13 protein-coding genes and 1 tRNA gene are annotated in these 11,872 nt (G+C 65.9%); 11 read left to right on the top strand and 3 right to left on the bottom strand.

Annotated features, from left to right (window positions below; translation table 11 throughout):
* Nucleotides 1-59: 59 nt before the first annotated feature.
* The gene (locus FJ936_RS23320; protein ID WP_015314719.1) at nucleotides 60-248 is read right to left on the bottom strand and encodes a hypothetical protein; all 189 of its coding nucleotides are present in this window, start codon (nucleotides 246-248) and stop codon (nucleotides 60-62) included.
* A 7-nt stretch (nucleotides 249-255) separates the two neighbouring features.
* On the bottom strand, nucleotides 256-441 hold the full coding sequence (locus tag FJ936_RS23325) for a hypothetical protein (protein ID WP_140788845.1): 186 nt from the start codon (nucleotides 439-441) through the stop codon (nucleotides 256-258).
* Nucleotides 442-606: 165 nt separating this feature from the next.
* On the opposite strand from FJ936_RS23325, the gene rsmI reads away from it, so the two are divergent.
* Complete coding sequence (gene rsmI / locus FJ936_RS23330; protein ID WP_140788847.1) at nucleotides 607-1,503, top strand: 16S rRNA (cytidine(1402)-2'-O)-methyltransferase; 897 nt, start codon at nucleotides 607-609, stop codon at nucleotides 1,501-1,503.
* An 81-nt stretch (nucleotides 1,504-1,584) separates the two neighbouring features.
* A complete protein-coding gene (locus FJ936_RS23335; RefSeq protein ID WP_015314716.1) occupies nucleotides 1,585-1,962 on the top strand; it encodes a YraN family protein in 378 nt (125 codons plus the stop codon).
* 118 nt (nucleotides 1,963-2,080) lie between these two features.
* Here the strand turns inward: FJ936_RS23335 and FJ936_RS23340 are convergent, their stop codons facing one another.
* Nucleotides 2,081-2,887 (bottom strand): undecaprenyl-diphosphate phosphatase, encoded by an 807-nt coding sequence (locus FJ936_RS23340; RefSeq protein WP_015314715.1) that lies wholly within the window; start codon nucleotides 2,885-2,887, stop codon nucleotides 2,081-2,083.
* A 232-nt stretch (nucleotides 2,888-3,119) separates the two neighbouring features.
* Between FJ936_RS23340 and FJ936_RS23345 the strand changes: the two genes are divergently transcribed.
* The 9 genes from FJ936_RS23345 to FJ936_RS23385 all read left to right on the top strand — a co-directional run bounded on the left by FJ936_RS23345 (nucleotide 3,120) and on the right by FJ936_RS23385 (nucleotide 11,872).
* Complete coding sequence (locus tag FJ936_RS23345) at nucleotides 3,120-3,812, top strand: glutathione S-transferase family protein (RefSeq protein ID WP_015314714.1); 693 nt, start codon at nucleotides 3,120-3,122, stop codon at nucleotides 3,810-3,812.
* Nucleotides 3,793-4,947, top strand: a complete 1,155-nt coding sequence (gene queG / locus FJ936_RS23350) for a tRNA epoxyqueuosine(34) reductase QueG (RefSeq protein ID WP_140788850.1) — start codon at nucleotides 3,793-3,795, stop codon at nucleotides 4,945-4,947. The genes FJ936_RS23345 and queG overlap by 20 nt, the downstream gene beginning before the upstream one ends.
* Entirely contained in the window at nucleotides 4,944-5,852 is a 909-nt protein-coding gene (locus FJ936_RS23355) for an SDR family oxidoreductase (RefSeq protein WP_141907057.1), read from the top strand. The genes queG and FJ936_RS23355 overlap by 4 nt, the downstream gene beginning before the upstream one ends.
* 64 nt (nucleotides 5,853-5,916) lie before the next feature.
* On the top strand, nucleotides 5,917-7,002 hold the full coding sequence (mepA, locus tag FJ936_RS23360; RefSeq protein ID WP_140788854.1) for a penicillin-insensitive murein endopeptidase: 1,086 nt from the start codon (nucleotides 5,917-5,919) through the stop codon (nucleotides 7,000-7,002).
* Between the two features lie 183 nt (nucleotides 7,003-7,185).
* The gene (locus tag FJ936_RS23365; RefSeq protein WP_140788856.1) at nucleotides 7,186-8,232 is read left to right on the top strand and encodes a glucokinase; all 1,047 of its coding nucleotides are present in this window, start codon (nucleotides 7,186-7,188) and stop codon (nucleotides 8,230-8,232) included.
* Nucleotides 8,233-8,310: 78 nt separating this feature from the next.
* Nucleotides 8,311-10,170, top strand: coding sequence for an ABC transporter ATP-binding protein (locus FJ936_RS23370; protein WP_140788858.1), 1,860 nt, complete (start codon nucleotides 8,311-8,313; stop codon nucleotides 10,168-10,170).
* Complete coding sequence (gene dapB / locus FJ936_RS23375; protein ID WP_140788860.1) at nucleotides 10,167-11,006, top strand: 4-hydroxy-tetrahydrodipicolinate reductase; 840 nt, start codon at nucleotides 10,167-10,169, stop codon at nucleotides 11,004-11,006. The genes FJ936_RS23370 and dapB overlap by 4 nt, the downstream gene beginning before the upstream one ends.
* An 87-nt stretch (nucleotides 11,007-11,093) precedes the next feature.
* The gene (locus FJ936_RS23380; RefSeq protein ID WP_140788862.1) at nucleotides 11,094-11,714 is read left to right on the top strand and encodes a 2,3-bisphosphoglycerate-dependent phosphoglycerate mutase; all 621 of its coding nucleotides are present in this window, start codon (nucleotides 11,094-11,096) and stop codon (nucleotides 11,712-11,714) included.
* A gap of 73 nt (nucleotides 11,715-11,787) precedes the next feature.
* Nucleotides 11,788-11,872: transfer RNA gene (locus FJ936_RS23385), tRNA-Leu, on the top strand.

Below are 11,872 nucleotides of genomic sequence, written 5' to 3' on the forward strand. Positions count from 1 at the left end.
TGCGTCGCGCCTTGCTCCGCCCACGACGATGAACTGTCGTCTCGCCGATCTGAACCAGATCAGGCGTCGTGTTTGTGGCGATGCTTTCCGCGATCCTTCTCGGCGTGGGACTCTCCGGAGCGCACCGGCTTGGCGTTGTCCTTGTCGCGGCGCCCTCGGTGCTGGTCGCCTATCGGAGATAGCGGCACGCCGTGGCGCGCGGTTTTCGTTTCGAGACGGGTGATGAAAATATCGAAGCGATTGGGCATCGTCCGGTCAGTGCTCCGTCGTGCTGTCGGGTTTGTTGTCGGAAACCCTGACATCCGTCGGCAAGGCAATCGCGGCCTGCTTGGTCAGGCTGGTGTCGTCCCGGGCCGGCAGCCGCTTGTCCTGGCGTGCGGCAATTCGGCCGCGGCCGGCATAGTAGGGCTCGAAAGCGTCCTGTATCGTCAGGCTGTCCATCCTGTCCTCCCTTGGGAATCAGGGGCTAAATCTGCCAAAACCGGTTTCGTTCCCTACTGTGGCGAAGGAATGGCGACTGCCTTACATCGGTGTGAGTTTTGCAAGCCGGCGCCAGCCATGCCAAATGGGTTTGGCAAGCCAACAGGCTGAACGGAGACGGCATCGGTGACTGGCGAAACGGGCAAGCGCAGCTATGTGGTCGGGCAGACCGAGATCGCGGCCCGTCCGCTCGATCCGGCGCTCTATCTGGTGGCGACGCCTATCGGCAACCTCGCCGACATCACGCTGCGCGCGCTGGAGACGCTGGCCGCCGCCGACATTGTCGCCTGCGAGGACACGCGCGTGTCGCGCGTGCTGCTCGACCGCTACGGCATCCGCCGGCGCACCACGGCCTATCATGAACACAATGCGGGCGAGGCCGGGCCGAAGCTGGTCGCGGCGCTCGAAGCCGGCCAGAGCGTGGCGCTGATCTCGGATGCCGGCACGCCGCTGGTCTCCGATCCCGGCTACCGGCTGGTCGGCGAGGCGCTCGACCACGGCATCCGCGTCGTGCCGATCCCCGGCCCCTCGGCGCCGCTTGCCGCGCTGACGGCGTCGGGCCTGCCGTCGGACGCTTTCCTGTTCGCCGGCTTCCTGCCGGTTAAATCGGGACAACGGCTGGCCCGGCTGGAGGCCCTGAGAGCCGTGCCGGCGACGCTGATCTTCTTCGAATCGCCGCGCCGGCTGGCCGAGTCGCTCGGCGCCATGGTCGAGGCGCTCGGCGGCGAGCGCAAGGCCGCCATCGGCCGCGAATTGACCAAGACGTTCGAGGAGATGCGCACCGGCACGCTGCGGGCGCTCGCCGACCACTACGCGGGGGCCGATACGCCCAGGGGCGAGATCGTCGTCTGCGTCGGCGCCGCCGAGGCCAAGGCCGACGAACCTGAAGACATCGATCGCCTGCTCTTGTCGCTCGCCGCTGAAATGCCCGCCTCCAAGGCGGCGGCGGAAGCGGCGAAAATGACCGGCGGCCAGAAGCAGGAGCTATATCGGCGGCTGCTCGAGCTCAAGGACAGACCATGATCGCGAAAAGCGGAAACTGGTTTTCTCGGACAAACGGTTCCGTTTGTCCAAAAGTCATGGCCGAGCAACGAGAAACCAGCGGTGGCTGAGCGCCCGAGCGCCAGCCGCCAAAAGGCCTACCGGCGCGGCCATCGCGGCGAATGGCTGGCGGCGGCCGCGCTGATGTTGAAGGGCTACCGGATTCTCGCGCGCCGCCACCGCACCCGCTTCGGCGAGATCGACCTGATTGCGCGGCGCGGCGACCTCGTCCTGTTCGTCGAGGTCAAGGCGCGCCGCACGCTGATAGAGGCCATGGAGGCGATCGGTCACGAATCGGAGCGCCGCATCGAGGGTGCTGCCGATATCTGGCTGTCCCGCCAGCCCGACTATGGCAGGCTGTCGATGCGCTTCGACATGGTCGCCGTGCTGCCGTGGCGCTGGCCGGTGCATGTCCCGAATGCGTTTTACGGAAGGAGTTGACAGAAATCCGTGCGAGGCAGCCCCCTCATCCGGCCGCTAGGGGAGAGGTCGGGTTGCCCCGAATTGCCCCTCTCAATTCGGTTGGCAATCCCGGTGAGGGGCCTGCAACAACGCACGTTCAGCCCCAGATCATCAACGCCACCAGCCCGACGATCCCCACCACCAGGCGCCACCAGCCGAACAGCGAGTAGCCGTTGCGCGAGACGTAGTCGAGCAGGTAGCGCACCACGACCAAGGCCGTGACGAAAGCGGCGACGAAGCCGATGGCGATGATCGGCAGATCGGCCGAGGTCAGCACGTTGCGGTTCTTGAACAGGTCGAAGGCGAAGGCGCCGACCATGGTCGGGATGGCGAGGAAGAAGGAAAATTCCGCCGCCGCCCGCTTGTCTACACCCAGAAGCAGCGCGCCGACGATGGTCGAACCCGAACGCGACGTGCCGGGGATCAGCGACAGGCACTGGAACAGGCCGATCTGCAGGTAGAGTCTGGTCGGGAACCGCTCGACGTCGCGATAGACCGGCTTGAGGTTCATTCGGTCGACGACCAGCAGCACGACGCCGCCGATGATCAGCATGATGCAGATCAGTCGGGGTGATTCGAACAGCACCGTCTTGATGAAATCATGCGCCAGCGCGCCGATGATCGCCGCCGGCAGGAAGGCGATGAGGATGCCGATGACGAAATGCCGCGTCAGCCGGTCATGCGGCAGGTCGAGCAGCATCTGCCACAGGCGCCGGAAATAGACGCTGAGGATGGCCAGGATGGCGCCGAGCTGGATCAGGATCTCGAAGGCCTTGCCGGTCGACTGGAACCCGAGGAAATGGCCGGCGAGCAGGATGTGGCCGGTCGAGGACACCGGGATGAATTCGGTCAATCCCTCCAGTAGGCCAAGCAGCAGGGCTTCGACGATGGTCTGGCTTTCCATTTCTACCTCGGCATTGGCGTGATGGCTAGCAGAATGGCTTGCTTGTCATGGCGCCGAAGTCCCCCTATAGGTCGCAACACCCCTGACGGCCCGCTAGCCGGGCAGCCAAGACTTACCGGTGCGCCCTGCGATTCGCCAGTGTGGCAATCCGGAATTCGCCACACCTGGGACGAGCGCGACGCGCGAATTCCGGATTCTGAACGACACCAGTGCGCTTTATCATCGCGGAACCATGCTGACGCTTTTCCACCATCCCATGTTCGCCACCTGCCGCTTCGTCCGCCTCGCCTTTGGCGAGTATGGCGAGGAGCTGGCGCTGATCGAGGAAAAGCCGTGGACGCGGCGCAAGGAGTTCCTGGCGCTGAATCCGGCCGGAACACTGCCGATCCTGCTGGCCGAAGGCGACGTGCCGATCATCGGCGCGACGGTGATTTCCGAATATCTCGACGAGACGCGCGGCGTGCTCAAGCGCGACAAGCGGCTGTTCGCCGAGGACCCGATGCAGCGCGCCGAAATCCGCCGGCTGATCGACTGGTATCTCAACAAGGCCGAAAGCGAAGTGACGCGCCATCTGGTGCGCGAACGCGTGCTGAAGCCGGTGATGCCGGAAACGGCGGGCGGCGGCTCGCCCGATTCAGGCGCCATCCGCGCCGCGCGTGCCAACATCCGCCAGCACATGAAATACACCAACTGGCTGGCGGGCACCCGTCATTGGCTGGCCGGCGGCAGGGTCACCTATGCCGATCTGGCGGCCGCCGCGACGCTGTCGGTGCTCGACTATCTCGGCGAGATTGACTGGCGCGAACACCCCGCCGCGCGCGAATGGTACACGCGGGTGAAGTCGCGGCCCTCCTTCCGGCCGCTCCTGACCGACCGCGTGCGCGGCCTGTCACCGGTATCGCACTATGCGGATCTCGACTTCTGACGCGTCGAAACTGCGCGCGCTGATCGACGCGGAGGCGCGGCGCGCCGGCTTCGACGCGGTCGCCGTCACCACCCCGGATGCCATCCCGCTGGCGCCGGCGCGCCTGGCCGAATTCGTCGCCGACGGCTTTCACGGCTCGATGGACTGGATCGCCGAGACGATTGCGCGCCGCGGCGAGCCATCCACGCTGTGGCCCGACGTGCGCTCGATCATCGTGCTGGCGATGAATTACGGGCCGGACCATGATCCGCGCGACGTGCTGGCCAGGCGCGATCGCGGCGCGATCTCGGTCTACGCGAAAAACCGCGACTATCACGAGGTCATGAAGGGCCGGCTGAAGGAGATCGCCGGCAAGATCGTCGCGCGCGCCGGCGGCGACGTGAAGGTCTTCGTCGACACGGCGCCCGTGATGGAAAAGCCGTTGGCGGAAGCAGCGGGGCTGGGTTGGCAAGGCAAGCACACCAACCTGGTCAGCCGCGAGCACGGCTCCTGGCTGTTCCTTGGCACCATCTTCACCACGGCCGAACTGGAACCGGACAAGCCCGAGATCGACCATTGCGGCTCCTGCCGCGCCTGCCTCGACGCCTGCCCGACCGACGCGTTCCCCGCGCCCTACAGGCTCGATGCGCGGCGCTGCATCTCCTATCTCACCATCGAGAACAAGGGGCCGATCCCGCATGAATTTCGGGAAAAGATCGGCAACCGCATCTATGGCTGCGACGACTGCCTCGCCGCCTGTCCTTGGAACAAATTCGCCCGCGCCGCGTCCGAGGCCAAGCTCGCCGCGCGCGACGATCTGCGCGAGCCGCCGCTCGCCGATCTCTTGGCCCTCGACGATGCTGGCTTCCGCGCCTTCTTCTCCGGTTCGCCGATCAAACGCATCGGCCGCGACCGTTTCGTCCGCAACGTGCTGATCGCCGCCGGCAATTCCTGCGATGGCGCGCTCGTCGGCGTCGTCCGGGACCTGCTCGGCGATGCTTCTCCTCTGGTGCGGGGCGCGGCAATATGGGCGCTGGCGCGACTGGTGCCGGAAACCGAATATGCCGAACGGGCCGCGAACGGCTTGAACAGTGAGGACGACGCGGCGGTGCGCGAGGAATGGCGCCTGGCGCGGCCAAACAGGGCGCATGCATGAGCGGAAAACAGGTCTTCATTTTCGGTGCCGGTTATTCCGGAAAGGCCTTTGCCCGCGCCAATAGGGGAACCGCCAGCATCTTCGGCACGACACGCTCCGAGGAAAAATTCGAAGCGCTGCGCCAGGCCGGCATCGTCCCACTGCTGTTCGACGGCAAGTTGACGAACGAAATCGGCGCTGCGCTGGAGAAAACCACGCATCTGGTGGTTTCGGTCGGCCCTGAAGAAGCCGGCGATCCGGTGTTGAATGCCGCTCGCCAGGCAATCGCAGGGATGCCGGCGCTGGAATGGATAGGCTATCTCTCGACCGTTGGCGTCTATGGGGATCATGGCGGCGCCTGGGTCGACGAGACGGCCGCCTGCCGGCCGGTGTCGAAGCGCTCGGTGATGCGGGTCGAGGCCGAGCGGGCCTGGCAGAGGCTTGGCGAGGACATCGGGCGCCCAGTGGCGATCCTGCGGCTGTCCGGCATTTACGGTCCCGGCCGCAACGCGCTGGTCAATCTGGAGAACGGCACTGCCAGGCGGCTGGTCAAGCCGGACCAGGTGTTCAACCGCATCCATTGCGACGACATATCAGGCGCGCTGTGGCATCTGATCAGCGGCAATAGAGGCGGCATCTTCAACGTCACCGACGATGAGCCGGCGCCGCCGCAGGATGTCGTCGCCTACGCCGCACATCTGATGAGCGTTGAGCCGCCGCCCGAAATTCCCTTCGACAGCGCCCAACTTTCGCCCATGGCGCGATCCTTCTATGGCGAGAACAAGCGGATCGCCAATGCGGCGATCAAGGCGGCGGGCTATCGGTTTCGCTTTCCCGACTATCGCGCCGCTTTCGACCATATGTGGGCAAGCGGCGACTGGCGTGACGGTGCGCCGCGCAGCCCGATGAGGGGCGTGAAGGGATAGGATGATCGAAGCGTGGCGCTTGGCGTGGTATGATTCGGCGATTGCAGGCACGGGGGTGCGGTTCATGAAATCATCGATGCGGCCGCTTGGCGCCAGAAAGGCGGTATTGGCGGCAGCGCTGGCTCTGGCAGGCCTCGCCGCGCAGCCGGCAGCGGCCGAGGAACGGGCGAAAGAGCTGTTCGGCGCCGAGAAGCTGCCGACGGCCACCGCCCCGCAATCCTTTGGCTTCTATTCCAAGGGCTGTTTTGCCGGCGGCGTCGCCATTCCCATGGATGGTCCGACCTGGCAGGTGATGCGGCCATCGCGCAACCGCCGCTGGGGCCATCCGGCGATGATCGCGCTGATCGAGAGATTGTCGCGCGACGCCGTCGCCGACGGTTGGCCGGGCCTGTTGATCGGCGACATCGCGCAGCCACGCGGCGGCCCGATGCTATCAGGTCATGCCTCGCACCAGATCGGGCTCGACGCCGACATCTGGCTGACGCCGATGCCCGACCGCACCATGACCAGGGCGCAGCGCGAGACCATGAGCGCCACCTTGATGGTCGACGACAAGACGCATCTTGTGAAAGACGCGCTGTGGACGCCGGCGCACACGCGGCTTTTGAAGCGCGCGGCGAGCTATCCGGAGGTCGAGCGCATCCTGGTCAATCCCGGCATCAAGAAAAAGCTCTGCGACACGGTCAAGGGTGACCGCTCGTGGCTACGCAAGATCAGGCCGTTCTGGGGCCACGACTACCATTTCCACATGCGCATCGGCTGCCAGCCGGGCTCGCCCAATTGCAAGGCGCAGGAAGCAACGCCGGAGGATGATGGCTGCGGCAAGCCGCTGGCCTGGTGGTTCACGCAGGAGCCGTGGCGGCCGAACAAGAACCCGGATGCGCCCAAGGCACGTGACCTGATGACGATGGCCAACCTGCCCAGGGAATGCCGCGCGGTGCTCGACGCGCCGGGGCCTGCCTCGGCCGAGGCCGCGACCTATCACGGCGACGCCGTGCCGGTCGCGGTGGCGGTGCCTGAGCCGGAAGCGCCGTCGCTGCCCGCCGTCACGGCAAGCGGCACCGCCGGCCTGCCAAGCCCGGTGAACGCCTTCACCGCGACGCCCGAGGTCGGCGTACCGGTGCCGCGGCCACGGCCGCCAGCGAAGTGATTGGCGCGCCACCCGCAGGCTCAATCGGCTTAGCCCCCGTTTTCATGAAACAGTGGCCGTTTGGCCGCAGAACCTCTCCCTGCGCGCCACCAGGCCCGAAAACCGTTTCCCTTTTCAAACTCATGCGCTAGTCAACGCAGGAACGGCGAAACGCCGTCGCGGGCGCCGGGGACGGACGAGAGCATGCCAAGCACGGGCGATGACGAGACTTTGCTGCGGTTTCCGATCCTGATCGGCGATATCGGCGGCACCAATGCGCGGTTTTCGATCGTGCTCGACGCCAATTCCGAGGCCGGCGAGCCGATCATCGTCCAGACCGCCAATTACAACACCATCGACGAGGCGATCCAGGCGGCGGTGCTCGATCGGTCCTCGGTCCGCCCCAATTCGGCGGTGCTGGCCGTGGCCGGCCCGGTCGACGGCGACGAGATCGAGCTCACCAACTGTCCCTGGGTCGTCAAGCCGAGGCAGATGTTCGCCAATCTTGGGCTGAGCGACATTGTCGTGCTCAACGATTTCGAGGCGCAGGCGCTGGCCGTCGTGGCGCTTGGCGAAGAGCACATGGAAAAGATCGGCGGCGGCGCGCCGGAGCCCAATGCCGGCCGCGTCGTCCTTGGCCCCGGGACCGGGCTCGGCGTCGCCGGGCTGGTCCACGCGCTGCATCACTGGATCCCGGTGCCCGGCGAAGGCGGTCATATGGACATCGGGCCGCGCACACCGCGCGATTTCGAGGTTTTCCCGCATATCGAGAAGCTCGAGGGCCGCATTTCGGGCGAACAGATCCTGTGCGGACGCGGTCTCGTCAACGTCTACCGGGCGGTGGCCAAGGCGGATGGAAAGCCGTCGCCCTTCACCACGCCGGCCGAAGTCACCGGTGCGGCACTGGCCAAAACCGATCCGGTGGCGCAGGAAGCGCTCGAGACCTTCGTCACCTGCCTCGGCCGCACCGCCGGCGACCTGGCGCTGGTGTTCATGAGCCGGGGCGGCGTGTTCCTCACCGGCGGCATCGCGCAAAAGATCGTGCCGGCGCTGAAGGAGGGCAATTTCCGCGCCGCCTTCGAAGACAAGGCGCCGCACAGTGCGCTGATGCGCACCATGCCGGTCTATGTCATCACCCATCCGCTGGCCGCCCTTCTCGGCCTTGCCGCCTATGCCAGGAACCCCACGCTGTTCGGCGTCCAGACATCGGGCCGGCGTTGGCGCGACGAAGTTAGTCACCCCAAGGCATAGGCAAGCCGGCTGCTTGGCGTTAATAGGGGGGCCGAATTGCCCGGCCACGGGAAGCGGAAACCGACAAAGCCCTCTGATTTGACACTTCAAACTCCAAACAAGCTGAAAGCGCGGCCCGGCGAGGTCACAGCGGTGCTGCGCCGCATTCTCGCTGAGAACAGCCATGACTATCGCTGGACCTATGTCATGGTCATCACCTGCTCGCTGATCGTTTCGGGCACGACCGCCTTCACGGCCTGGATCATGGCCCCGATGGTCAACCAGATCTTCTACGAACGGCGTGGCGACGCGATCGTGTGGATCTGCGCCGGCTTCATGGCGGCCTTCCTGCTGCGCGGCTTTGCCGGCTATGGCCAGGCGGTGGCGCTGGCCAAGATCGGCAACAATCTGGTGGCGCGCTACCAGAAGCGCATTTTCGATCACCTGATGAAGCTCGGCGTCGGCTTCTTCAATGATACACGCTCCGGCCGGCTGGCGGCGCAGGTCAACGAAAACGTCGGCGGCATCCGCGACCTCCTGTCGTTGACGCTGACCTCGATCACCCGCGACGCGGTGACGCTGATCGGCCTGCTCGGCGTCATGGTCTACCAGGATCCGGTCCTGTCGCTCAGTTCGCTGCTGATCGGACCGCCGCTGATCTGGGCCGTCGTCTACCTCACCCGTCGCGTGCGGCGCATTACCCGCGAATCCGTGCTGATCAATTCGCGCCTGATCGGCGCCGTGCAGGAAGCCACGCAAGGCATCGCCATCGTCAAGGCCTTCACCATGGAGGACGAACTGTCCGGCCGCATCGGCAAGCTCGCCAGCGACGCCGAACAGCGCTCGAACAAGATTGCCCGCGTCTCCGAACGGCTGTCGCCGATTTCCGACATGCTGGCCGGCTTCGCCGTCACCTCCGTCATCGCCTATTCCGGTTACCGGGCTCTGGTTCTCGGGCAGCCGCCTGGCGCGGTCTTCTCCTTCATCACCGCGCTGATCCTGGCCTATGATCCGGCGCGCCGCCTGGCACGCATGCAGGTCGGCATGGAACGGGCTCTGGTCAATGCACGCATGATCTACGAACTGCTCGACCTCGAGCCGAAGCAGGGCGACGCACCTGGCGCTACCAAGGCAAACTTCACCACGGGCGAAGTGCGCTTCAACAACGTGTCCTTCCGTTATGTCGAGGAGGCGCCTGTCCTTCAGGACCTGAGCTTCGTCGCCGCCGCCGGCAAGATGACCGCCGTCATCGGCGCCTCCGGTGCCGGCAAGACGACGCTGGTGGCGCTGCTGCAGCGCTTCTACGACGTCGAGAGCGGTACGATCGAGATCGATGGCCAGGACATTTCCAAGGTCACCAAACAGTCGCTGCGCGGCTCGATAGCCTATGTCTCGCAGGCGCCCTATCTGTTCGAGGGCACCATCCGCGACAACATCCGCTATGGCCGCCCCTCGGCCACCGATGCCGAGATCGAACAGGCCGCGCGACTGGCCGCGGCCGACGAGTTCATCCGCCAGCAGCCGCAAGGGTATGACACGCCGGTCGGCGAGAATGGCGCCACGCTTTCCGGCGGCCAGCGCCAGCGCGTGTCGATTGCCCGCGCCATTGTGCGCCAGGCGCCGATCCTGCTGCTCGACGAGGCGACATCGGCGCTCGACAACGAGGCCGAAGCGCGCGTCCAGCAGGCGCTCACCAAGGTCATGGAAGGGCGCACCACCATCGTCATTGCGCACCGCCTGTCCACCGTGGTCAATGCCGACCACATCATCGTGCTGGAACAGGGCCATCTGGTCGAAGAGGGCACGCACGCCTCGCTGATGGCCGACCCGCACAGCGTCTATGCCCGTTTCCACCGGATACAGGGCGTCAAGGGCCTGGGGCTTGTCGACGACAGCGCCCCGGCCGAAACTTCGGTTCAGGAACTAGAGACCCAGGACATCGCCGGGAGCACGCCATGAGCGAGACAACATCAGGCGAGCCGGCCGGCGATATGGGCCTTGTGGTGGTCGGCGCGGCCGGCCGCATGGGCCAGACGCTGATCCGCGCCATCCACGCCATTCCGGGCGCCCGCGTCATCGGCGCGGTCGAGCGCCCGGATTCGCCTCACCTGGGCAAGGATGCGGGGGAACTTGCCGGCGTCGGCCGCATCGACGTGGCGATCGGCAGCGATCCGTTGCCGGTCTTCGCCAGGGCCGACGGCGTGCTCGATTTCACCACCCCGGCCTCGACGGTCGAGTTCGCCGGTTACGCGGCGCAGGCGCGCATCGTCCATGTCATCGGCACGACAGGCTGTTCGGTCGACGACAACGCGAAAATCGCTGCCGCCGCCCGCCACGCGACCATCGTCAAGTCGGGCAATATGAGCCTCGGCGTCAATCTGCTGGCGGTGCTGGTCGAACAGGCGGCACGCGCGCTCGACGCCGACGATTTCGACATCGAGATCCTCGAAATGCACCACAGGCACAAGGTCGACGCGCCTTCGGGCACGGCGCTTCTGCTCGGCGAAGCGGCCGCCGCCGGGCGCGGCATCGCGCTGGCCGGCAATGATGTGCGTTCACGCGACGGCCATACGGGTGTGCGACAAACCGGCTCGATCGGTTTTGCCACGCTGCGCGGCGGCTCGGTGGTCGGCGATCACAGCGTGATCCTGGCCGGCACCGGCGAGCGCATCACGCTGTCGCACCATGCCGAGGACCGCGCCATCTTCGCCCGCGGTGCCGTCAAGGCCGCACTTTGGGCGCATGGCCGGAAGCCGGGACTGTATTCAATGCGGGACGTGCTTGGGCTTGCCTGAAACGGCCCTGAACCATCTTCGTTCTTACGCGGGACGGAAAACCACTACACACTTTTCCTGGAATGCCCGGACCCCAGAGGAGCAAAAATGTCGAGAACCCTCGTGCTCGTGCGCCACGGCCAGAGCGAATGGAACCTGAAGAACCTGTTCACCGGCTGGCGCGACGTCGACCTGACGGAGCAGGGCCATGCCGAGGCCAAGGCCGCCGGCCAAAAACTCAAGGCGCGCGGCCTGAAGTTCGACATCGCCTTCACCTCGGCGCTGATCCGGGCACAAAAAACCTGCCAGCACATTCTGGACGCGGTCGGCCAGAGCGACTTGCACACCATTCGCGACCAGGCGCTGAACGAGCGCGACTATGGCGACCTCTCCGGCCTCAACAAGGACGACGCGCGCCAGAAATGGGGCGAGGAGCAGGTGCATGTCTGGCGCCGCTCCTATGACGTGCCGCCGCCAGCCGGCGAAAGCCTGAAGGACACCGGCGCCCGCGTCTGGCCCTATTACCTGCACGATCTGCAACCGCATGTGCTGCGCGGCGGCACGGTGCTGGTCGCCGCCCACGGCAATTCGCTGCGCGCGCTGATCATGGCGCTGGACGGCAAGTCGGGCGAGGAGATCGTCAAGCTGGAACTCGGCACCGGCGTGCCTGTGATCTACCAGCTCAACGCCGATTCGACCGTGGCTTCGAAGGAAGTGCTGGAAGGCTAAGCCGGCAAGCGAGCAGCGGGTTTAAAAAAGCGCGTTGACAGCAATCGCTTGCCCGCTTATTGAGCCCGCACCAGCCCAGATGGCGGAATTGGTAGACGCGCACGGTTCAGGTCCGTGTTCCGCAAGGAGTGGAGGTTCGAGTCCTCTTCTGGGCACCA

It is taken from the genome of Mesorhizobium sp. B2-4-13, assembly GCF_006658535.1.
GTDB lineage: Bacteria > Pseudomonadota > Alphaproteobacteria > Rhizobiales > Rhizobiaceae > Mesorhizobium > Mesorhizobium australicum.

Bases quoted from the DNA above. Each gene is read 5' to 3' on its own strand.
- mepA (WP_140788854.1), top strand. From the start codon at position 5,917: ATGAAATCATCGATGCGGCCGCTTGGCGCCAGAAAGGCGGTATTGGCG.
- FJ936_RS23325 (WP_140788845.1), bottom strand. From the start codon at position 441: ATGGACAGCCTGACGATACAGGACGCTTTCGAGCCCTACTATGCCGGC.
- FJ936_RS23320 (WP_015314719.1), bottom strand. From the start codon at position 248: ATGCCCAATCGCTTCGATATTTTCATCACCCGTCTCGAAACGAAAACC.
- FJ936_RS23365 (WP_140788856.1), top strand. From the start codon at position 7,186: ATGCCAAGCACGGGCGATGACGAGACTTTGCTGCGGTTTCCGATCCTG.
- FJ936_RS23380 (WP_140788862.1), top strand. From the start codon at position 11,094: ATGTCGAGAACCCTCGTGCTCGTGCGCCACGGCCAGAGCGAATGGAAC.
- FJ936_RS23355 (WP_141907057.1), top strand. From the start codon at position 4,944: ATGAGCGGAAAACAGGTCTTCATTTTCGGTGCCGGTTATTCCGGAAAG.
- queG (WP_140788850.1), top strand. From the start codon at position 3,793: ATGCGGATCTCGACTTCTGACGCGTCGAAACTGCGCGCGCTGATCGAC.
- FJ936_RS23345 (WP_015314714.1), top strand. From the start codon at position 3,120: ATGCTGACGCTTTTCCACCATCCCATGTTCGCCACCTGCCGCTTCGTC.
- FJ936_RS23340 (WP_015314715.1), bottom strand. From the start codon at position 2,887: ATGGAAAGCCAGACCATCGTCGAAGCCCTGCTGCTTGGCCTACTGGAG.
- dapB (WP_140788860.1), top strand. From the start codon at position 10,167: ATGAGCGAGACAACATCAGGCGAGCCGGCCGGCGATATGGGCCTTGTG.